Origin of the sequence: Flavobacterium phragmitis, assembly GCF_900112575.1 — a bacterium.
Classification (GTDB): domain Bacteria; phylum Bacteroidota; class Bacteroidia; order Flavobacteriales; family Flavobacteriaceae; genus Flavobacterium; species Flavobacterium phragmitis.
This window is the reverse complement of the sequence record NZ_FOMH01000010.1, coordinates 55283-78540: the sequence shown is the minus strand read 5'-3', so window position 1 is coordinate 78540 and position 23258 is coordinate 55283. Positions and strand designations below refer to the sequence as shown.

Sequence of the window (23258 nt, the reverse complement as noted above, 5' to 3'; positions counted from 1 at the left end):
TGACAAATATATTTACTTTTTTGGTCAAAACATGAATAAAAAGAAAGTTGCCGTTGTTTCAAATTCTTTAGGAAAAGGAGGAGCAGAACGTTTCGCGGCTTTATTGACTTTTATGCTCGAAAAATCAGGTTTTGAAGTACATTCTGTTATCGTAAATGATGTTGTAGATTATTCTTTTACAGGAAACTTGTTTAATTTAGAAAAAGAAAGTTCTCATTATGTATCTTTTTTTAGAAAACTAAAAAAAGGCATTTTACTTCGTCGTTATTTAGTCCAGAATAATATCGAATTTGTAATTGACAGCAGAACCAGAAATGTCTTGCTTAGAGAATTGATTACACGATTTATTTATAGAGACAGTAAAATCTTTTATATTGTTCACAGTTATAATTTTCTGAATTATTTTCCTGTTTCAAAGTTCTGGTCAAAAATCATTTATAAAAATGCCGAAGCGTTAATTTGTGTTTCAAAAGCAATTGAACAGAAAGTAATGCAGCTTTATGAATTAAAAAACACAATTACAATTTATAATCCTTTTTTCATTTCGAAAGAAGAATTGAAAAAAGAGGCTTTTGAACCCAAAAAAGTCATTTTGTTTTTTGGACGATTGGACGAAAATGTCAAAAATTTCTCTTTGATGCTGGAAGCTTTCTCATTTTCAAAAGTTTTTTTAAAAGGTTATCAACTTCATTTAATGGGATCCGGAAATGATTTGGATTTTATTCAACAGAAAATAAAAGATCTGGATTTGAGCGATTTTGTTGAAATTCTTTCTTTCAAACAAAATCCTTACCATGAAGTTCGCGAGGCAAAATTTACAATTTTGACGAGTCATTACGAAGGTTTTCCTATGTCTATTGTAGAATCTTTAGCCTTAGGCACACCTGTTTTAGCGGTCGATTGTAATTCTGGGCCAAGAGAAATCATTCAAAATGAATTTAATGGTCTGCTTGTCGAAAATTATAATAAAGAAGCATTGGCATTGGCAATAAATAGATTTGTGGATGACGACGAATTATATGATTTTTGTAAAAACAATGCAGCTCAAAGTGTTTCGCATTTATCTCTAAAAAATATTTCTGAACAATGGAAAAATCTTCTAATCAATCCAAAATAACTACGGTTTCAGATATTCGTTTGATCGAAATTCCGAAGATTCAAGATAGAAGAGGCAACCTTTCGGTTATTGAAGGAGATACCATTCCGTTTGTTTCAAGGAGAGTATATTATCTGTACGATGTCCCAAGCGGAAGCAAGAGAGGAGGACATGCACATAAAGGACAACAGCAATTTTTAATTGCGCTAAGTGGCAGTTTTGATGTGATTTTGAAAGACGGAAAAAACAAACAAGTCATAACTTTAAATAAACCCAATATAGGACTGCTTATTGTTCCAGGGATTTGGAGAGAAATTCAGAATTTTTCTTCTGGAAGTGTATGTTTGGTTTTATCTTCTCATGAATTTGAAGAAGAAGATTATATCCGTGAATACAAAAAATATAAATTATTTAAAGACAGATGATTGCAATCCTAAATTAGCAAGTTGTGTTTTAATTGGAATTAAACTTTTTAAAACAAACGGAGGAAGACGTAGCAAAATACGTTTTTTAAGACTTATATTTTTTAGATTAATGGGCTGATAATATTTTTTGAAGAGCTCTTTTTTTCCTGCAATTTTACTTTTTATGGCGAGTGAAAAACGATTTAAATCGAGAAAGATTTTCAAATCTGGATTTGTTTTTTCTGCTTCTTCAAATTTTGAAAAATCGGGCTTCTTATCTATCCATTGATTGTTTTTAGAAAGACTTTTATCATCGTAAACATAACGAGCTAATATTTTCCAAGAAAAGACAACAGGGTAGAGAAGTCCTATTCTTATCCACAAATCAGTGTCCTGACCGCTTTTAATTTTGGTGTCAAAGTTGCCTGCTTTCTCAAAAACGGTTTTATGAAAAACAGCACATGAAGTGCATAGGACAGTTTCTTTTAAACTGGCTTTAAAGTAATTTACAATTTCAATTTCACTTTCAGATTTAACAATAGAATATTGGGCAGGAATTGTTTTCTTTGAAGTATCAAATTCAATTGCAGCCGAAAAGACGTTTTGTTCTGGAAAAGCCTTTATATTAGCAAACATAGTTTCTAAAAACATCGGATACCAATAATCGTCTGCATCCAAAAAAGTTATAAAATCGGCATTCGCTTTTTCTATTCCGTAATTTCGGGCTGTCGAAGCGCCTTCATTTTTTTTAGTGAAATAGTGAATCCTAAAATCTTTAAACTGCAGTATTTTTTCTTCGCTTTTATCAGTAGAACCATCGTTTACAATAATGATTTCAAAATCCTGAAAAGTTTGATCTAAAACACTTTGTATCGTATTTTCGATAAAATTTTCCTTATTGTAAAGTGGAATTATGATAGAGAAAAAAGCCATTTAGTTGTCTCAAAAAAAGTTTTAACCGCAAATATAGTTATGAATAGTTTTTTTTGCCACGAATTTCACAAATTGGCACTAATTATTTTTCTTTATCAATTTCACAAATTAAAAATTAGTGAGATTGCAGTACAATAGACAAAGTTTGGATTAGTGTAATTTGTGAAATTCGTGGCGAAAAAAAACTTTAGGCACAGACTTCAAGAAAGTCCGTTTGGGAACTTTGACAAAGAGTTGCTAACTTTTTCCTACTGATTTCATAGATTTAAAAGAGAGTTAGATAGAATTACACAAATTTTCGCAAATTAATTTGTGCGAATTTGTGGTTAGATTAAGGTTTTGCTTTATACTGGTTTACTTTGATTTTAAAGAACTGAAATATCCCAGTTTATAAATGTCAAAGAGAAATAGCGACGGATTTTTCGAAACTAAATTTCGTTCGATTTTTGATTTTAATTTTCGAAAAATAAAATAAAATACAGAAAACAATTTAGTCATTTTTAGCAGTTCAAATGAGGCAATAATCCTGCTTTCATTTATTGAAATCTTGTTTTGTTTATTTAGAAAAACCAGATTTTCTAAAGCCGTTTTCGTTTTGTTTAAGAATACAATTGAAGTTTCCAGATTTAAATGAAAAACAGGGTTTTCAATGTGTTTAATTTCAATATGATTTGATTTTAAAACAGCAAAAAAAAGTAAATCTTCATAACCGTATTGTGTTATGGTTTCATCAAAAGGATAGCGAACTGCAATCTCCTTTTTGATTAATAAGTTAGAAACCAAAGCGGATTGAGACGGGTTTTGGTTTCTTTGAGAAATGTTTAAGGCTTCTCTTTCTTTACCATAACTCCAGCGTAAAAGAAACTCTTCAGCTGGTTTTTTGTTTTCGTAGACAATACCGCCAAAAACAACTTTTGGATTGTTTTTTAATTCTGAAATATAATTCAAAATAAAATTATGATGTACAGGAATTGTATCAGCATCCAGAAAAAGCAGATTTTCATAAATTGCTTTTTGTGCCAATACATTTCGAATTGCACTTCGCCCGATATTTTTTTCTAAAATAGAAAAAGAACAGTTTTGAAATTGATTAATTCTTTGGTTTTCAATTGTAAATTCTTGCGAAGCATCGTCCAAACAAATAATTTCAAAAGGAATGTCACAATCCGAAATTTGATTATGCAGGATTTCTACAAGCTTAAAAATGTTGTAATTGTAAACCGGAATTAAAACGGAAAGCATTACACGCTTCTTTGCACCACTTCGAAGATTCTTTCATCTTCACATTTCAATGTTTTAGAAGGGAATTTCATCAATAAAGCGTAATCGTGCGTTGCCATGATAACAGTTTTTCCGTTGGCATTGATGGTTTTTAATACTTCTAAAACTTCAGAACTCGTTTGTGGATCAAGATTTCCGGTTGGTTCGTCTGCCAAAATAAATTCCGGATCATTAAGCAGTGCTCTTGCAATAGCAACACGTTGTTGTTCACCACCGGAAAGCTGGTGAGGCATTTTGTTCAAGAAGTTGATCATTCCAACTTTATTCAAAACTTCATCGATTTTATGTTCCATTGCTTCTTTTTCTGTCCATCCAGTTGCTTTTAGAACAAAAAGCATGTTGTCTTTAATAGAACGGTCTGGAAGCAGTTTAAAATCCTGAAATACAATTCCGATTTTACGTCTCAAGTACGGGATATCTTTTTCTTTTAAAGTAGCCAAATCAAATTCTACAATATGTCCCTCTCCTTCAACTAACGGTAAATCAGCATATAAAGTTTTTAGGAAACTACTTTTTCCAGAACCTGTTTTCCCGATGATATAGATAAATTCACCGTGTTTAACATCCAAATTAATGTGAGAGATAATTTTTCTTCCTTCTTGATATATAGTGACTTCTTTGAGAGATAGTACGGTTTCTGACATAATAAAATTGATTTGAATGGTAAAAGTAATAAGTTAACGGTTCTATTCAAAATAAATTTCAATCATTTCTGTGAGAAATTTCAAAAAATGAAAATACTTTCAAGCAGCAAGAAAAAATGGAATAATAGTTGTGCAGGAAAAAAAATCATTTTAGAAAGTTTGAGAACCAATCTTTTGGCGTTTTGGAGCAACAAAAATCACAGCAGTTTAAATTTTTGTTCATAATAAAACGGCAAAACGTTTCGTTATAAACCGTATAAAATGATACATTTGAATACTAAATATAACTAAAATGCGTAAACTTTCCTGGTTCTTTTTATTCCAAATCATCCTTTTATCGACGACAGTTTCGGCACAAAAATCAGCTATATATACTTACGATTTAAAGGATTTTGACAAAGCACTGGCTTTATATAATGATAAACAATATGCTTCGGCACAGCTTATTTTTGAGCATGTTAAAAATACTGAAGTTACTGAAGAAGTAAAGTCAGACTGTGCCTTTTACATTGCCAATTGTGCGATAAGAACCAACAAAGCAAACGCGGATGCATTGGTGGAAAAATTCGTTAACGATTATCCAACCAGCACCAAACAAAATCAAGCTTATATCGAAGCTGCACAGTTTTTCTTTGAACAAGGAAATTATCCAAAAGCATTGCAATGGTTTGATAAAGTAGACGAAAGTTACATGAGTAGAGCGGAGTCTGATAAATTCAACTTTATGAAAGGCTACAGCTATTTTAATGCAAAAAAGAAAAAAGAAGCGACTAACTATTTTAATAAAGTGGTAAATTCTAAAGAATATGGTTCTCAAGCCAAATATTATTTAGGATTCATGGCTTATGAAGGCGACGATTACAAAGAAGCAACCAAATATTTTGATGAGGTTTCTGGCGAAGAAAAGTACAAAGAGAAACTTTCATACTACCAAGCCGACATGAATTTCAAGCTTGGTAATTTCCAAAAAGCAATTGATTTAGGTCAGACAGCCATGTCTAAATCCAATGAAATGGAAAAATCAGAATTGAATAAAATTATTGGAGAAAGTTATTTCAACTTAAAACAATACGAAAAAGCGATTCCTTATTTAGAAAAATATGCAGGTAAAAAAGGAAAATGGAACAATACCGATTTTTATCAGTTAGGATATGCTTATTACGAGCAGAAAAACTACGAAAAAGCCATTTCTCAATTCAACAAAATTATCGAAGGGAAAGATTTCGTAGCACAGAATGCTTACTATCATTTAGGTTTAAGTTATTTGAATATCGGTAAAAAACAAGAAGCTTTAAATGCTTTTAAAAATGCTTCTGAAATGGATTTCAATGCACAAATTCAGGAAGATGCCGCTTTAAATTATGCTAAATTAAGTTACGATATTGGAAATGCTTATCAGGCAGTTCCTGGGATTTTATTGGATTTCTTAAAAAAATACCCAAACAATTCAAGTCGTTCTGAAGTAGAAAAACTATTGGTAGATTCTTATATTTCTTCTAAAAACTACAAAGAAGCTCTGGCTTTATTAGAAAAAAACAGAACTGCTGAAAATAAAGCAGCTTACCAAAAAGTATTGTTTTACCGTGGCGTAGAATTGTACAATGAATCCAATTATCAGGATGCGGGTAAAATGTTCAGAAGTGCCATCAGCGAACAAAAAACACCTGAATTTACTGCTCGTGCGACTTTCTGGAAAGCAGAAACAGAATATCTAAATGATGATATGCAGAATGCTTTATTAACGTATAAGCAATTTGCCGGAATGTCTGCTGCAAAATCTACAGACGAATATAAAAACATCAATTACAATATTGGTTATACTTACTTTAAGTTGAAAGAATATGACCAAGCTGCGAATTCTTTTCAGGCTCAGATTGATAATTCTCCTTCAGATAAAGTACGTTTAAACGATTCTTATTTACGTTTGGGAGATTGTCGTTTCGTGACTTCAAAATACAGCGCTGCAAACGAAGCGTACGGAAAAGCAATCGCAGCAAAAGGTGTTGATGCCGATTATGCTCAGTTTCAAAAAGCACTTTCTTATGGATTTATGTCTAACAATACTAAGAAAGTAGACGAATTGAACAACTTCCTTCAGATGTATAAAAAATCATCTTATCGTGACGATGCTTTGTTTGAATTAGGAAACACTTATGTGGCAGACAAGAAAAACGATCAGGCAATCAAAACGTATGATCAGTTAATTTCAGAATATCAAAACGGATCTTTTACTTCAAAAGCAATTTTGAAACAAGGTTTGATTTACTACAACTCAGATCGTGATCAGCAGGCTTTAACGAAATTCAAAAAAGTAGCAGCTGAGTTTCCAAAAACTCCGGAAGCCTTAGAAGCAGTTGCAACAGCAAGATTAATCTATGTGGATTCTGGAAAAGTGGATGAATACGCAACTTGGGTTAGAACTTTAGATTTTGTTGAAGTTTCAGATGCTGAATTGGATAACGATACTTACGATGCAGCCTTTAAACAATACAGCCAAAACAATAGCAAAACTGCGATTACAGGATTTGCGGGTTATGTTAGTAAATTCCCTTCTGGATTACATGCTTTAGAAGCGAATTTTTATTTAGGACAGCTTTATTATGCGGAAGGTTCTGAAACGAAATCAACAGCAAATTATCAATATGTTGCAGATCAGCCAAGAAATGAATTTACTGAACAAGCTTTAAACAGATTGGCTCAGATATATCTAAAAGCGAAAGATTGCGATAAATCGATTCCAGTTTTAAAACGCTTGGAAAGCGAAGCAGATTATCCGCAGAATAAAACTTTTGCTCAGGCAAACTTGATGAAATGTTATTATGACAAAAAAGATTATGATAATTCGGTTGTTGCTGCTGAAAAAGTGCTGGAAAATCCAAAATCGGATGCAGGAGTAAAAGCCGATGCGCAAATTATTGTAGCTCGTGCCGCAATTCAAACTGGAAATGAAGATAAGGCAAAAACAGCTTATGCTAAATTATTGACTACTTCTAAAGGAGAATTAGCAGCAGAAGCCTTGTATTATGATGCTTATTTTAAAACTAAAGAAGGGAAATATGATGCATCGAATACAGCGGTTCAGAAATTAGCAAAAAGCTATTCGGCTTATAAATATTACGGAGCGAAAGGTTTGGTACTAATGGCGAAAAACTTCTACGGATTAAAAGACAGTTATCAAGCGACTTATATTTTGGATAATGTAATCAACAATTTTACAGATTATCCGGATGTGGTTGAAGAAGCGAAAAAAGAATTGAGTGCTATTAAAGCGGAAGAGTCAAAAACGAATTCGTCGATTAATAGATAGAAAAAAGAAAATAGAATATAGAAAAAAGAAAATTGATTGATTAAAGATTAGAAAGTCTATTCTCTATATTCTATGTTCCATTTTCTAAAAAAAAAGAAAAAAAATGAGTTTACCTTTTTATATAGTTGATGTTTTTGCCGATAAAAAATATGCCGGAAATCAGTTGGCGGTTTTTTTAGATGCAGAAAATTTAAGTTCACAGGAAATGCAACAGATTGCTCGTGAAATTAATTTTGCCGAAAGCACTTTCATTACAAAATTAGACAAGGAAAAGAATAAGGCGGAAATCAGAATATTTACTCCGGCGCATGAAATCCAGTTTGCAGGACATCCAATAATTGGAACTTCATGGGTTTTGATGAATAAGGTATTTGAAAATGCTCCATCAGAAATAAAATTAGAAGTTCCGATTGGTCCGATTGCAATTCATAAAGCGGATGATTTGATTTGGTTGAAAGCGGCGCAGCCAAAGTTTTGGGATGTTTTTGCAAAAGAAGATTTCCCGTCTTTCAGCAACTTGACAATTGATGATTTTGATAATCAATATTTAATACAAGAAGTGACTACCGGAAGTGCCTTTGTAATTGTTCCGTTAAACAGCAAAAGAGCCTTAGAGAATTTAGTTTTAGATAAAGATAAAACCGATAAATGGCTGAAACAGCATTGTAAAACAGATCATAGAGGACTGTATTTTTATAGTTTCGAAGATTTGAAGCTGGCAACCAGAATGTTATGTGTAGAAAATAATCAATTAGTGGAAGATGCTGCAACAGGAAGCGCCAGTACCTGTTTACAGGCATATCTTTTAAAATATCATTCTCCACAAATTGAAGTGACAAACCATCAGGGAGATTACATTGGTCGTCCGTCTGAAATCTATTTTAAAGGAAAACTGGAAAATGATCAGTTTGATATTAAAATTGGAGGAAAAGCTCAATTTGTAGCCAAAGGGGAGTGGGAAGCCTAATTGATTTTAGAATGTAGATTTTAGATTTAAGAAAAAAGAAAATAGAATATAGAGAATAGAACAAAGAGTTTGAGTAAAAGAATTGAGATATAGCAATAAGTCTATTCTTTATATTCTTTTCTCTATCCTCTTAAAAAGAAGAAATATGAAATTAAATTGCCAGTATAAAATTATCGTTTTACTAGTATTATTTGCTGTCCAGCTTTCGTTTTCGCAAGTTAAGAAAAACGAAAGTATCGGAACGGAAACTGTAAATGTTGTAAAACCATATTCGCCTACTATTTCAGATGCTTTTAAAGTAAAAGAAAACCCTTCGCTTGACGACAGCGGTAATCAGCCGAAAGAAGTAATTAAATACAGTATTTTGTCTGTTCCTGTGGCTTCAACGTTTACGCCTTCTAAAGGAAAAGCGGCAGGTGTTGAAAAAGCTAAAAAAGAAAGGTTGTTTAATAATTACGCCACAGTAGGAGTTGGAAATTATGGAACTTTGAATGGAGAATTATTTGTGAATCAGGATTTAGGAAATAACGATTATGTGGCGGGAATGTTTCGTCATCATTCCTCTCAGGGTGGCATTAAAGATGTAGAATTAAATGATGAATTTTATGATACGGCAATTAATGTAGGCTACGGTCAAAATAATAGAGATAACAATTGGAATGTTGATTTAGGATATCAAAATCAAATTTACAATTGGTATGGACTGCCAGCTGATTTTGGGTCGACAATTCCAGCACAGCGTTATGATTTAATAAACAGTATTAATCCTGATCATTCTTATAATACAATTTGGTTAGGCGGAAATGCTGAATTTACAGAAAGCATTTTTAGTAATCTTGCAGCAAAATTTACTCACTTTTCAGATAGTTATTCTTCATCAGAAAATAGATTTTTCGTAAAACCGACTTTTACTGTTAATGTAATGGATCAGGCAATTAAAACCAATGTAATTGTAGATCATGTAAGCGGTTCTTTCAAAAATAACTATTTACAGGATAATACAGAGGCTGTAAAATATGGTTTTACCAATGTTGGAATTGAGCCAAGTTTTGTAATTCATGAAAACGATTGGACTTTAGAATTAGGAGCAGGAGTTTTTTACAGCGGAGATACAGAAAATAGCGGTAATAAATTTTATCTGTATCCAAAAGTAAATGCTTCTTATAAATTGGTTGGCGATTTAATGATTTTCTATACAGGAGTTGATGGAGGTTTAAAACAAAACTCTTATGCTGATTTTGTAACCGAAAATCCGTTTTTGTCACCGACTTTGAATATGCGACCTTCAAGTACGCAGTATAATGTTTTTGCAGGTTTGAAAGGAAAACTGGCAAACAATGTGAATTATAATTTGACTGGTTCGTATTTGAATGAAAAAGACAAAGCATTGTTTAAAGCGAATGATTATACAGAAGTAATTACGAACGAAGATTATGCTTTTGGAAACTCATTTGGTGTAGTGTATGAAGATATTAGAACATTACGTTTTTATGCAGAATTAAAAGCTGATTTCTCTCAAAATGTAACTTTTGGAATCAACGGAACATTTAATAGTTACAATACGGATAATGTTGTTGAAGCATGGAATTTGCCAACAATGAAATTAAGTTCAACTTTAGACGTTAATATTACGAAGCAGTGGTATGCGGGATTGAATGTGTTTTATGTGGGAGAAAGAAAAGACATGCAGTCAAACACGGCACTTACAACAGATCCGCAAGTTGTAACTTTAAAAAGTTATTTTGATGCTAATGCTCATCTAGGATATAAATTCAACGAACGTTTGACGTTTTTCTTGAAATTAAATAATATAGGAAATCAGGCTTACGAAAAATGGCTGAATTATCCAGTACAAGGTTTCCAAGTTTTAGGAGGTGCAAATTATAAATTTGATTTTTAAAGGTTAATAGCCGCGAAGGCACAAAGACGCAAAGTTTTTTTGCCACAAAAATACCAGGGCACAAAAACATTTTAAATGAAAGTGCCTTTTTTTTTCAGCCATGAACTCATGAATTTTTTGGAGTAGATTCGTGAATTCGTGGCTGTTTTTTTTATTTTTATAGTTATGGAAATTAAATTACGTCAAGAGAATGTAAACGATTTTGAAAGTGTTTTTCAATTGATAGAAAAAGCTTTTGAAAAAGAAGAATACAGTGATCATAAAGAACAGTTTCTAGTAGAAAGGCTTAGGAAATCGAATGTTTTTATTCCTGAATTATCTATTGTAGCAGAACTTGAAGGTGAAATCGTCGGACATATTTTATTTACTAAATTAAAAATAGTAAATGATGCTGATTCATTTGAGTCATTAGCATTGGCGCCAGTTTCAGTTTTGCCAGAGTTTCAGGGAAAAGGAATTGGGGCAAAGCTTATTCTTTATGGGCATGAAGTTGCAAAAGAATTAGGATATAAATCCATTATTTTGCTAGGACATCAGGATTATTATCCAAGATTCGGATATGAGCTTTGTGAAAAATACAATATCAAAATGCCGTTTGATGTGCCGGCTGAAAATTGTTTGGCAATAGCGCTGACAGAAAATGGTTTAAAAGGAATAAGCGGAGAAGTAGTATATCCAAAAGAATTTTTCGAATAAGATTAGAAAAAAAATCACTTATCTTAGCGCCTTAGTACGTTCGTGGCAAAAAAAAACTTAGCACCTTAGCCACTTAGAATCTTAGCATCTTTAAAAAAATGACTTTCAAAGAAAAAATATACACTCACTACACACAAATGGTTCAGGACAGAATTGATGTTTTCAAAGACATGATTTCCGGTTTGACCGAAGATTCAAAAAATGATGCCAAAGGTTCTGCTGGTGACAAACACGAAACAGCCTTGTCGATGATGCATATCGAGCAGGAAAAATTGACTACTAAACTGAAAGAAGCGATTGAGCAAAAAAGCATTTTAGATAAAATCGATTCGTTGAAATCTACTGAAAATATTGTTTTGGGAAGTTTGGTAAAAGCAAACGGCATCTATTTATATGTTAGTGTCGCTCTTCCTAAAATAGCAATTGATGGAATCAATGTGATTGCACTTTCTCCGCAATCTCCTTTAGGAAATCATTTAATGGGAAATAAGGCTGGATTTCAGTTTGAAATTAATAAGACGCATTATACGATTCAAAGTGTTGAGTAATCTTATTAACTAAGTCTAGAACTTTGTCAAAGTTGAATTAACCTCAAAGTATTCTTCATAATCTTTTCATTTCTAGGAACGAGACCCGAGTGATAGCGAATAGGCGAAGCAAATCTTCGAAAGTAACTCCGCATAGTATATTGCCAATCTTTGTTTTTTGTTAAATATAGCCCGTGGTTTCAACCACGGGACGCAATGTATAAAACGTGTCCCGTGGTTGAAACCACGGGCTATATTTGATAAACGATTGTGGAATTTATAATTTTAGAACAGTTTGATGTTGTCTCTTTACGAATTCTTCATTGATGCCGAAATAACTCAAAATTTAATCCAAAAAATCACTCTAAACTTTCAATTTCAAACCAGTTTTGGATCCCAAATTAAAATTTTCAAGTTTCGAGCTTATTTTTACTTCTAAATTTTACATTTTGTATGTAAATTGATTGTTTTGATTGATATTTGTAATTGATATTGTTAAATGTGTTTTTCAATTGTAACTAATACTCCATCTTTGCCTTATCAAATTAAAAACTTAAAATTAAAATATAGAATATTATGTGCGGAATTGTATGTGCCTTTGATCTTAAACAAAAAGCCGAAGCGTTAAGACCTCAAGTATTAGAAATGTCAAAAATCATTCGTCACCGTGGACCAGACTGGAGTGGCATTTACAGTAATGATAAAGCGATTCTTTCTCATGAGCGTTTGGCAATTGTTGATCCAGCTTCAGGAAAACAACCTTTATTTACAGAAGATAAAAAATTGGTTTTGGCTGCTAATGGTGAAATTTACAATCACAGAGATTTACGTAAACAATTTGAAGGAAAATATAACTTTCAAACAGAAAGTGACTGTGAAGTGATTTTAGCGCTTTACAGAGAAAAAGGAGTTGATTTTGTTGATGAATTAAACGGAATCTTCGGTTTTGCCATTTATGATGTTGATAAAGACGAGTATTTTGTAGCTCGTGACCACATGGGAATTATTCCATTGTACATTGGTTGGGATCAACATGGAACTTTTTACGTAGCGTCTGAATTAAAAGCTTTAGAAGGATACTGTACAAAAATTGAATTATTCCCTCCAGGACATTATTTATCAAGTAAAGATGGTGAATTTGTACAATGGTACAAAAGAGACTGGACAGAATATGATGCCGTTAAAGATAACGAAACTAGCATTCCAGAAATCAGAAAAGCATTGGAAGCAGCGGTTCACAGACAATTAATGAGTGATGTTCCTTATGGAGTTCTACTTTCAGGAGGTTTGGATTCTTCTATTACTTCGGCTGTAGCCAAAAAATTTGCACAAAAAAGAATTGAGTCAGATGATACTACAGATGCTTGGTATCCGCAATTACACTCTTTCTCAGTTGGTCTAGAAGGTTCTCCAGATTTAGCTGCAGCAAGAAAAGTAGCAGATCATATTGGAACAATTCACCACGAAATCAAATTTACAATTCAAGAAGGTTTGGATGCAGTTCGTGATGTAATTTACAACTTAGAAACATATGACGTAACTACAGTAAGAGCTTCAACCCCAATGTGGCTAATGGCGAGAGTAATCAAATCAATGGGAATCAAAATGGTTCTTTCAGGAGAAGGAGCAGATGAGTTGTTTGGAGGATATTTATATTTCCATAAAGCGCCAAACGCTAAAGAATTCCACGAAGAAAACGTTCGTAAATTAGGCAAACTTCATATGTACGACTGTTTACGTGCTAACAAAAGTTTAGCAGCGTGGGGAATCGAAGGGCGTGTACCATTCTTAGATAAAGAATTTATGGATGTGGCAATGCGTATCAACCCGCAAGATAAAATGATCAACAAAGAACATCCGATGGAAAAATGGGTTGTTCGTAAAGCTTTTGAAGATATGCTTCCGGAAAGTGTGGCATGGAGACAAAAAGAGCAATTCTCGGATGGAGTAGGATATAGCTGGATTGATACTTTAAAAGAAGTGGTAGCCAGAGAAGTTTCGGATGAGCAATTGGCAAATGCAAGATTTAAGTTCCCATTACAGACGCCAACTTCAAAAGAAGAATATTACTATCGTTCTATTTTTGCAGAACATTTCCCAAGTGATGCGGCGGCATTATGTGTGCCTCAGGAAGCAAGTGTGGCTTGTAGTACAAAAATTGCTTTGGAATGGGATGAAGCTTTCAAAAACATGAACGATCCGTCTGGAAGAGCTGTTGCAAGCGTTCATGATGATGCTTATGCAAAAGCCTAAAGAAGAGTTTAATTTTTAGAATTAGTATATATATTGCCGAAAGACGTTCTTGCAAAAGAACGTCTTTCTTGTCTAAAATTGTTAAATTCTAGATTTCAGTTCTTTATAAAAAGTTTTTGGTAATTAGTAAGCTTACTTTTTTTATATTTGGCATTCTCCGAAATAAAATTGAATCCCCAAAGATTTTAATGTGGAAAGTATTAGGAAAGCAAAAAATAATCTTTAGTTTTGCTTTCAGTGAAAATTTTTAATGATTTTTTAATGTGCAGCTTGCTTTAGAGTTTTGTACAATACAATATAATAATAAATAGAATAGTATGTCTGGATTGTTAGCCGTAATTGGTAAAGGAAAAGACCCCAAACTGGTAAAAGAACTTTCAGAAAGAATGTCATATCGAGGCCCTGATGAAAGTGATGTTCATATTATGGAAAATGGCAGTATATTGTGCCATGAAAGTCTATCAATCATTGATCTTAATTCAGGTAAACAGCCAATTCAAGGAACAAATAAGGCTTGGATGGTTCATGATGGAGAGATTTACAATTACAAAGAACTTAAAGAAACGGTTTTACAGCATCATACTTTTAGAACAGAATCGGATTCAGAAGTAATTGTGCATCTTTATGAAGAGTTTGGTTATGATTTCTGTAACAAACTAGATGGTGATTTTGCTTTCGTTGTAATCGATGGAGATAGATATATTGCTGGTCGTGATCCAATAGGTGTAAAACCATTGTATTATGGTTTGGATGAAAGAGGACGTATTTATTTTTCTTCAGAAATGAAGTCAATTGCAGATCAATGCAAATCATTTTCAACTTTTCCTCCAGGACATTATTATACGGCAAAAACGGGTTTTGTAAAATATTACCGTCCAGAGTACGAAGATCATAAAAATGCAGATCAGCCTTTAGATCTGAATGTAGTTCGCCAGAGTTTAATTGATGCTACAAGTAAGCGTTTATTGGCTAATGTTCCTGTTGGAGTAATACTTTCAGGGGGATTGGATTCGTCTTTAACATCTGCCATAACTTCTAGGGTTTTAAAAGAAAACGGACAGAAATTACATTCTTTCTCAATTGGTTTAGATGCAGATTCGCCTGATAATATTGTCGCGCGAAAAGCGGCTGCATTTTTAGGAACAGAGCATCATGAAATTCATTTTTCTGTAGAAGAAGGAGTTCAGATTTTAGAAAAAGTAATTTATCATATTGAAACGTATGATATTATTTCGGTAAGATCGGGTGTTCCAATGTATTTATTATCTAAAGCAATTGCGGAACAAGGTGTTAAAGTAATTTTATCTGGAGAAGGAGCCGATGAGGTTTTTGGAGGACATTTGTATTTTAGAAATGCGCCTTCGGCAGAAGAATTTCAAGATGAAACCATAGAAAGAGTTCAGAAGTTGTTTACTGCAGATTTACTTCGTGCAGATAAAACAACAATGGCGCACGGGCTAGAAGTGAGATTCCCGTTTTTGGATACTACATTTTTGGATACGAATATCCGAATCAAAACAGAGGAAAAACAGCCTAAAACATATGATGGAATTGAAAAATACATTTTAAGAAAGGCTTTCGATACACCGGAAGATCCTTATCTGCCGTCAGAAGTTTTATGGCGTCAAAAAGAACAATTTTCAGATGGAGTAGGTTACAATTGGGTTGATGAATTAATTGAATATTGTGCTTCTCAGGTAACAGATGAACAGTTGGCGGGCGCAAATGTAGAGTTCCCGTATAATTCACCAACAACAAAAGAAGCGTACTTATATCGTTCGATTTTTCATAAATACTATCCGCAGGTCAGTGCAGCTCAAACAGTGCGTAAATGGATACCGAAATGGCAGGAAAACCTGGATCCAAGTGGAAGAGCAAATGCTGCACACTTGAAAGGGAATTTCGAAAACGTAAAATCTGGGATTGCAGTTTAAAGTTAAATTCCAAAAAATAAATTCCAAATTCCAATTTTTGGATTGAACCTAAAAAAACCGAAACTACATTATAATATAGTTTCGGTTTTTTTATGTGGAACGATTAGTTTTGGAATTTGGACTCGATTGCTATCGAACAAGTGAAGCAATTTCAAAGATTAGAATTTTTAAACTTTCGCATTATTTCCAGTTCTGGAATTTGGGATTTCAAAGATTGGACTTTTAAAACTTTCGCATTATTTCCAGTTTTGGAATTTAAACTAAGGTTTTAGTTTTATTTTTAGGTTTTTCAGACAATTGTGTTAATAACTTAACTGCTTTAAGTGGTATTTTACTGGGTATATAGCCTGCGTTTTCATATATTTGCCTGTTAGACAATAATTACATTTATTAGAATAAATTATATGAGCGAAGAAATCAAGAAGAACAATTATTCAGCAGATAGTATTCAGGCATTAGAAGGGATGGAGCACGTAAGAATGCGTCCATCGATGTATATTGGAGATGTAGGGGTTCGAGGACTGCATCATTTAGTTTATGAGGTTGTTGATAACTCTATTGATGAGGCCATGGGAGGGCATTGTGATACTATTGGTGTTACAATAAACGAAGATGGTTCTGTTACAGTTGAAGATAACGGACGTGGTATTCCAGTAGATTTACATAAAAAAGAAGGAGTTTCTGCACTTGAAGTTGTAATGACTAAAATTGGTGCCGGAGGTAAATTTGATAAAGATTCTTATAAAGTGTCTGGAGGTCTTCACGGTGTGGGGGTTTCTGTGGTAAATGCACTTTCTGTTCATATGAAATCTACTGTATTTAGAGAAGGTAAGATTTATGAGCAGGAATACGAAAGAGGAAAAGCTTTATATCCAGTAAAACAAATTGGAGAAACAGAAAAAAGAGGTACACGCCAGACTTTCTTTCCAGACGATACTATCTTTCAGCAGACAACAGAATTCTCTTACGATACTTTATCAGCTCGTATGCGTGAGCTTTCTTTCTTGAACAAAGGAATTACGATTACATTTACAGATAAGAGAGAAGTTGATGATAAAGGTGAATTTAGAAGTGAAGTATTTCATTCTGATGAAGGATTAAAAGAATACATTCGTTATTTAGATGGTAACCGTGAGCCAATCGTTTCTCATGTTATAAGTATGGATAATGACAAAGGGGAAATCCCAGTTGAAGTTGCCTTGATTTATAATACAAGTTATACTGAGAATATTTTTTCTTATGTAAATAATATCAACACGCACGAAGGAGGAACGCATTTACAAGGTTTTAGAAGTGGTTTGACAAGAACGCTTAAAAAATATGCCGATGCTTCAGGTTTGTTGGATAAATTGAAATTCGAAATTGCTGGAGATGACTTCCGTGAAGGATTAACAGCAATTATTTCTGTAAAAGTATCAGAACCTCAGTTCGAAGGACAGACGAAGACAAAACTTGGAAATAGAGAAGTTGTTTCTCCAGTTTCTCAAGCTGTTGGAGAAATGTTGGAAAATTATTTGGAAGAAAACCCAAATGATGCAAAATTAATCATCCAAAAAGTAATCTTAGCGGCTCAGGCACGTCACGCAGCGAAAAAAGCGCGTGAAATGGTACAGCGTAAAACCGTTATGGGCGGTGGAGGATTACCAGGAAAATTATCTGATTGTTCAGAGCAAGATCCAGCAAGATGTGAAGTTTACCTTGTCGAGGGAGATTCGGCTGGTGGAACAGCCAAACAAGGTCGTGATCGTAACTTTCAAGCGATTCTGCCATTACGTGGTAAAATCTTGAACGTTGAGAAAGCGATGCATCATAAAGTATTCGAAAACGAAGAGATTAGAAATATCTTTACGGCTTTAGGGGTAACAGTTGGAACTGCTGAAGATAGTAAAGCCTTGAATCTTGAAAAACTAAGATATCATAAGGTAATCATCATGTGTGATGCCGATGTCGATGGTAGTCACATTTCTACCTTAATATTAACGTTCTTCTTCCGTTTTATGAAAGAGCTTATAGAAGAAGGTCACGTATACATTGCGGCACCGCCTTTATACTTGGTTAAAAAAGGAAACAAAAAAGAATATGCTTGGAATGATGTACAGCGTGATCAGGCAAACGAAAGAATGGGAGGAAGTGCAAACATTCAACGTTATAAAGGTCTTGGAGAGATGAACGCGGAGCAATTATGGGAAACTACAATGGATCCGAATTTCAGAACATTACGTCAGGTTAATATTGAAAGCCTTGCAGAAGCGGATCAAGTTTTCTCTATGTTGATGGGTGATGAAGTACCGCCTCGTAGAGAGTTTATCGAGAAAAATGCAGTTTATGCAAATATTGATGCATAAAATGAAAAATTAATAATTTCAATTCGTTTAATTGTTTAAATTTACTAGACAATTAAACGAATTGCCTTTTTAAAGGATAGGCAGTATTAATAACCGATAAAGTATTAAAATATGAAAGTTACCATTGTAGGAGCAGGAAATGTTGGAGCTACATGTGCAGATGTTATTTCTTATAGAGGAATTGCAAGCGAAGTAGTATTGTTGGATATTAAAGAAGGTTTTGCAGAAGGAAAAGCACTGGATATTACACAGTGTGCTACAAATACTGGTTTTAATACCAAAGTATCAGGAGTGACCAACGATTATTCTAAAACTGCAGGAAGCGATGTAGTTGTAATTACATCAGGTATTCCAAGAAAGCCCGGAATGACAAGAGAAGAATTAATTGGTATAAACGCAGGAATTGTAAAAGCAGTGGCTGAAAATGTACTTAAATATTCTCCAGATACAATTATTGTTGTAGTATCAAATCCAATGGATACGATGACGTATTTGGCTTTAAAAGCAACAGGTCTTCCAAAAAACAGAATTATAGGAATGGGAGGTGCTTTAGACAGTTCGCGTTTTAGAACCTATCTTTCGTTGGCTTTAGATAAACCTGCAAATGATATTTCGGCAATGGTGATTGGAGGTCATGGTGATACCACTATGATTCCGTTAACACGTTTGGCATCTTACAATGGGATTCCTGTTTCTCAGTTCCTTTCTGAAGAAGTATTGCAGAAAGTTGCTGCAGATACAATGGTAGGAGGAGCAACGCTTACAGGGTTGTTAGGAACTTCTGCTTGGTACGCTCCAGGAGCTTCTGTGGCTTATTTGGTGGATAGTATTTTGAACGATCAAAAGAAAATGATTGCGTGCTCTGTTTTTGTAGAAGGGGAGTATGGTCAAGATGATATCTGTATAGGGGTGCCATGTATAATAGGAAAAAATGGAGTTGAAGAAATTTTGGATATTAACTTAAACGATCAGGAAAAAGCGTTATTTGCGAAAAGTGCAGATGCAGTTCGCAGCATGAATGATGCCCTAAAAACGATTTTAGTATAATAAAAACCGCAAAAAAAGAGAAAAGGCTGCACTTTTGCAGCTTTTTTTTTGAGATTAATTAATAAATAAATTGGTTAATATTTTCGTTAATTATATATTTGCTCGGTTTAAAAAAAAATTGGTAATTCGTGATCTCGTATTTTTGTTTTAAAAAATCATGTCAGGGCTTATTTTATGGGACTTTAAAACAAAAACAAAAATAAAACATAATTAATTTTTAGTAATAATGCAGAATAAAGGACTTATTAAATTTTTCGCAATTCTATTTGCATTGGTAAGTATTTACCAACTATCATTCACTTTTGTGGCAAATGGTGTCAAAAGTGAGGCTAAAGCTTTTGCAGGAGATAATCCTGATAAAGAGCTGAAATATTTAGATTCTATTGGTAAAGAAAAAGTATTAAATCTTGGTTTTACTGATTTCACTTATAATGAAGTGAAAAACAAACAGCTTAATAAAGGTCTTGACTTAGAAGGAGGAATCAACGTAATTCTTCAAATTTCTATTAAAGATGTATTAAAAGGTTTAGCTAATAATTCTAAAAACCCAGTATTTAATAAATCTTTAGCTGATGCTTCTGCAAATTTAGAAGGAAACAAAACATATTTAAATAAGTTCTTTGAAGCTTTTGAAGCAAATTCAAAAGGAACTGTGAAATTGGCATCGCCAGATATTTTTGCTAACAGAAGTCTTCAAGGAGATGGTGGAGTAGATTTTCAAATGTCTGATGCTCAAGTTCAAAAAGTAATAAAAAGAAAAGTTGATGAGTCTGTAGAAAGTGCTTTTAAAGTATTAAGAGAGCGTATCGACAAATTTGGTGTTACACAGCCAAACATCCAAAAATTAGGAGAAACAGGAAGAATCTTAGTAGAGCTTCCAGGTGCTAAGGATGTGGATAGAATTAAAAAGTTATTAGGTGGAAAAGCTCAATTAGAGTTCTGGGAAACTTATAAAATTGAAGAAATTGGAAACTTCTTAGTTGCGGCTAATGAAGCTTTAAAGAAAACGGAAGTTAAAAAAGTTGAAACTAAAGCTGTTGCTAAAGATTCATTGAACGCTTTATTGACAGATGAAACTAAAGATTCTACTGCAGCTAAAAAAGGAAACAATCCTTTGTTCGACAAAATTATCGGTCAAGGTGGTGGACCAGTTTTAGGTTATTTTGCACCAAAAGATACAGCAGCTATCAATGCTTACTTTAAAAGACCAGACATTAGAGTTTTATTGGCAGCTGACCAGCATTATGCAAAATTTGTTTGGAGTAAGCCAACTACAATAAAAGATCAAAAAGCAAAAGATTTAGCAAGTGCAAAAGATATTGAAGTTGTTGAATTATATGCTTTAAAAGGAAACAGAGATAATAACCCAGCAATGAGCGGTGGTGTTGTAACTGATGCAAAAGATACTTTTGACCAAATGGGTAAACCTGCAGTTTCTATGCAGATGAACAGCCAAGGTGCTAAAGTTTGGGAAGAATTAACAGGAAGAGCATTTGCTCAAAAAAGTTATATTGCTATTGTTCTTGATGACATCGTATATTCTGCGCCTGGTGTTACAAGTGGTCCAATCGCTGGAGGAAGATCTGAAATTACAGGTTCTTTTGATGTAGCTGAAACGAAAGATTTAGCAAACGTATTGAATGCAGGTAAATTACCAGCTTCTGCTGATATTATTCAATCAACAGTTGTTGGTCCATCTTTAGGACAAGCTGCTATTGATGCAGGTACAATTTCTTCTGTATTAGGATTCTTATTAGTTTGTGTTTGGATGGTATTCTATTATGGTAAAGCGGGTTGGTATGCAAACCTTGCATTATTATTGAACTTACTATTCTTATTCGGAATTATGGCAAGTTTTGGTTTCGTATTAACATTGCCAGGTATTGCAGGTATCGTATTAACATTAGGTACTGCCGTAGATGCGAACATTATTATCTACGAAAGAGCAAAAGAGGAATTGCGTGAAGGAAAATCACTTTCTGAGGCAGTTCAAGCTTCTTACGGATGGCATGGTGCAATGCGTTCTATTATTGATGCTAACGTTACTCACGTTTTGACTGGAGCTATCTTGTTTATTTTTGGTACAGGTCCAATCAAAGGTTTCGCATTAACATTATTAATTGGTATCGTAACTTCGTTGTTTACTTCTATCTTTATTGCTAGAATTTTCATCGACAGAAATATTTTAGGAAAAGCAGATTTGACTTTCTCTACAAACATTACTAAAAACTGGTTTACTAATTTCCACTTTGACTTTATTAAAGTTAAAAAATTCACTTATATCTTCTCTTCTATTGTAACAGTAGTAAGTTTAGTTTCTATCTTCTTCGTTAACGGATTAGATGAAGGTGTGGATTTTGTTGGAGGTAGAACTTTCCAGGTTAAATTTGAAAAAGCTGTTGATGCTACTGCAGTTTCAGATGAATTATCTGCTGCTTTCGGTACTCCAGTTGAAGCTAAAATTTTAGGTGATGATGATCAATTGAAAATCACAACTAAATATAAAATTAAAGAAGATGGTGTAGCTATTGACGAAGAAGTGAATCAGAAATTATATACTGCTTTGCAGAAATATTTCCCAAATACTTCTTATGATAAATTCATTAACTCTTACAACGGTAAAACGGTTGGGGTATTACAAGCTTCTAAAGTTGGAGCTTCTATCTCTGAAGATATCAAAACTAACTCATACTGGGCAGTTCTTGGAGCAATGGCAGTTATTTTCTTATACTTAATGGTATCTTTCCGTAAATGGCAGTATTCATTAGGTGCGATTGCAGCTGTTGCGCACGACGTAGTATTCGTATTAGGAGTTTATTCATTATGTTATAAATTCATGCCTTTCCACATGGAAATGGATCAGCACTTTATCGCTGCTATCTTAACTGTAATTGGTTATTCTATGAACGATACGGTAATTGTATTTGACAGGGTGAGAGAATTTATCATCGGAAACCGTAAAGGAAGTTTCGAAGATATCGTAAACGCTTCTATTAATACTACATTATCTAGAACATTGAATACTTCATTAATGATGATTATTGTATTGTTAACAATGTTTATCTTCGGTGGAGAGTCAATTAGAGGATTTATCTTCGCGATGTTAATCGGTATTATTGTAGGTACTTACTCTTCATTATTTATCGCTACGCCAGTATTGGTAGATACGATTTCAAATGATGAGAAACACACAATTGAAGACAAACACAATAAGGCATAATTATAAACCTTGTTTTTAATACTAAAAAGATCCAGTGAAAACTGGATCTTTTTTTTATGTTTGTATTACCTCAAAAGCGATTTATGATTCCAAAACGAATATTCTTTATTCTTCTTTTGTCTACAGTCTTTCAGCTTCAAGCACAAGAGAAAAATGATAACTACAGATTAGGTATCAGTTATGGTTTTGGAAGTGAATTTAATAATACAGATTATACTTTTACAAACCATTTTTATAAAGCGCAATTCTATTGGAAAATTAAAGAAACCAAAAATTTCCATTATGAAATTTTAATTGAGCCCGAGATTAATTTTGGTAAACATCAGCTTTTGAATTTGTATTTTGTAAAACCCGAAACGCCTAATTTTGAACAGAAACGTATAGAGTATATGCGGTTAAAAAATATACATGAATATGTTCTTAATTTTGGTTTTATAGTTAGAAAGCCAATTGGAAAGATTTGTTCTTGTTATGTCTTAGGAAGTATTGGTCCGATGATTACGGACACTGAAACCGAAAGAATGTCAAAAGGGTTTTCTTTTGCAGATGTTTTTGCGCTTGGGTTTACAATAGATTATAATAAGTTTCGTTTTGATGTCCGTCCGAATGTAAGGCATGTTTCTAATGCAGGCTTGGGAAGTTCAAACGCAGGTTACAATACAAGAAATATTGAATTTGGTATCTCGTGTCGGTTATAAAAAGAA

16 protein-coding genes are annotated in these 23258 nt (G+C 33.4%); 13 read left to right on the top strand and 3 right to left on the bottom strand.

What is annotated here, in order from left to right:
• The first annotated feature begins 31 nt into the window (after positions 1-31).
• Positions 32-1117, top strand: a complete 1086-nt coding sequence (locus BM289_RS17565) for a glycosyltransferase (protein ID WP_091495971.1) — start codon at positions 32-34, stop codon at positions 1115-1117.
• Entirely contained in the window at positions 1087-1521 is a 435-nt protein-coding gene (locus tag BM289_RS17560; RefSeq protein WP_091495969.1) for a sugar 3,4-ketoisomerase, read from the top strand. Before BM289_RS17565 ends, BM289_RS17560 begins: the two co-directional genes overlap by 31 nt.
• Here the strand turns inward: BM289_RS17560 and BM289_RS17555 are convergent.
• The 3 genes from BM289_RS17555 to BM289_RS17545 all read right to left on the bottom strand — a co-directional run bounded on the left by BM289_RS17555 (position 1504) and on the right by BM289_RS17545 (position 4358).
• Complete coding sequence (locus BM289_RS17555) at positions 1504-2433, bottom strand: glycosyltransferase family 2 protein (RefSeq protein ID WP_091495967.1); 930 nt, start codon at positions 2431-2433, stop codon at positions 1504-1506. The two genes, BM289_RS17560 and BM289_RS17555, sit on opposite strands and share 18 nt — an antisense overlap.
• Before the next feature lie 354 nt (positions 2434-2787).
• Positions 2788-3675, bottom strand: coding sequence for a glycosyltransferase family 2 protein (locus BM289_RS17550; RefSeq protein ID WP_091495966.1), 888 nt, complete (start codon positions 3673-3675; stop codon positions 2788-2790).
• A complete protein-coding gene (locus BM289_RS17545; RefSeq protein WP_091495964.1) occupies positions 3675-4358 on the bottom strand; it encodes a cell division ATP-binding protein FtsE in 684 nt (227 codons plus the stop codon). The genes BM289_RS17550 and BM289_RS17545 overlap by 1 nt, the downstream gene beginning before the upstream one ends.
• Positions 4359-4650: 292 nt before the next feature.
• Here BM289_RS17545 and BM289_RS17540 point away from each other — a divergent pair, with 292 nt between their 5' ends.
• The 11 genes from BM289_RS17540 (at position 4651) to BM289_RS17490 (ending at position 23252) form a co-directional block, all read left to right on the top strand.
• Entirely contained in the window at positions 4651-7665 is a 3015-nt protein-coding gene (locus tag BM289_RS17540; RefSeq protein ID WP_091495962.1) for a tetratricopeptide repeat protein, read from the top strand.
• Between the two features lie 103 nt (positions 7666-7768).
• Complete coding sequence (locus tag BM289_RS17535; RefSeq protein ID WP_091495960.1) at positions 7769-8632, top strand: PhzF family phenazine biosynthesis protein; 864 nt, start codon at positions 7769-7771, stop codon at positions 8630-8632.
• A gap of 145 nt (positions 8633-8777) precedes the next feature.
• On the top strand, positions 8778-10532 hold the full coding sequence (locus BM289_RS17530; protein WP_091495958.1) for a TonB-dependent receptor: 1755 nt from the start codon (positions 8778-8780) through the stop codon (positions 10530-10532).
• Positions 10533-10697: 165 nt separating this feature from the next.
• Positions 10698-11228: a GNAT family N-acetyltransferase gene (locus BM289_RS17525; protein ID WP_091495955.1), complete on the top strand. Its 531-nt coding sequence runs from the start codon at positions 10698-10700 to the stop codon at positions 11226-11228.
• Positions 11229-11326: 98 nt separating this feature from the next.
• On the top strand, positions 11327-11776 hold the full coding sequence (locus BM289_RS17520) for a hypothetical protein (protein ID WP_091495954.1): 450 nt from the start codon (positions 11327-11329) through the stop codon (positions 11774-11776).
• 555 nt (positions 11777-12331) lie between these two features.
• Complete coding sequence (gene asnB, locus BM289_RS17515; protein ID WP_091495952.1) at positions 12332-14008, top strand: asparagine synthase B; 1677 nt, start codon at positions 12332-12334, stop codon at positions 14006-14008.
• 317 nt (positions 14009-14325) lie between these two features.
• Positions 14326-15942, top strand: a complete 1617-nt coding sequence (gene asnB, locus BM289_RS17510) for an asparagine synthase B (RefSeq protein WP_091495950.1) — start codon at positions 14326-14328, stop codon at positions 15940-15942.
• Between the two features lie 404 nt (positions 15943-16346).
• A complete protein-coding gene (gene gyrB / locus BM289_RS17505) occupies positions 16347-18287 on the top strand; it encodes a DNA topoisomerase (ATP-hydrolyzing) subunit B (protein ID WP_091495948.1) in 1941 nt (646 codons plus the stop codon).
• 111 nt (positions 18288-18398) lie between these two features.
• On the top strand, positions 18399-19334 hold the full coding sequence (gene mdh, locus BM289_RS17500; protein WP_091495946.1) for a malate dehydrogenase: 936 nt from the start codon (positions 18399-18401) through the stop codon (positions 19332-19334).
• Positions 19335-19560: 226 nt separating this feature from the next.
• Positions 19561-22554, top strand: coding sequence for a protein translocase subunit SecDF (gene secDF, locus BM289_RS17495; RefSeq protein ID WP_091495944.1), 2994 nt, complete (start codon positions 19561-19563; stop codon positions 22552-22554).
• Between the two features lie 83 nt (positions 22555-22637).
• A complete protein-coding gene (locus BM289_RS17490) occupies positions 22638-23252 on the top strand; it encodes an acyloxyacyl hydrolase (RefSeq protein WP_091495942.1) in 615 nt (204 codons plus the stop codon).
• Positions 23253-23258 lie beyond the last annotated feature (6 nt).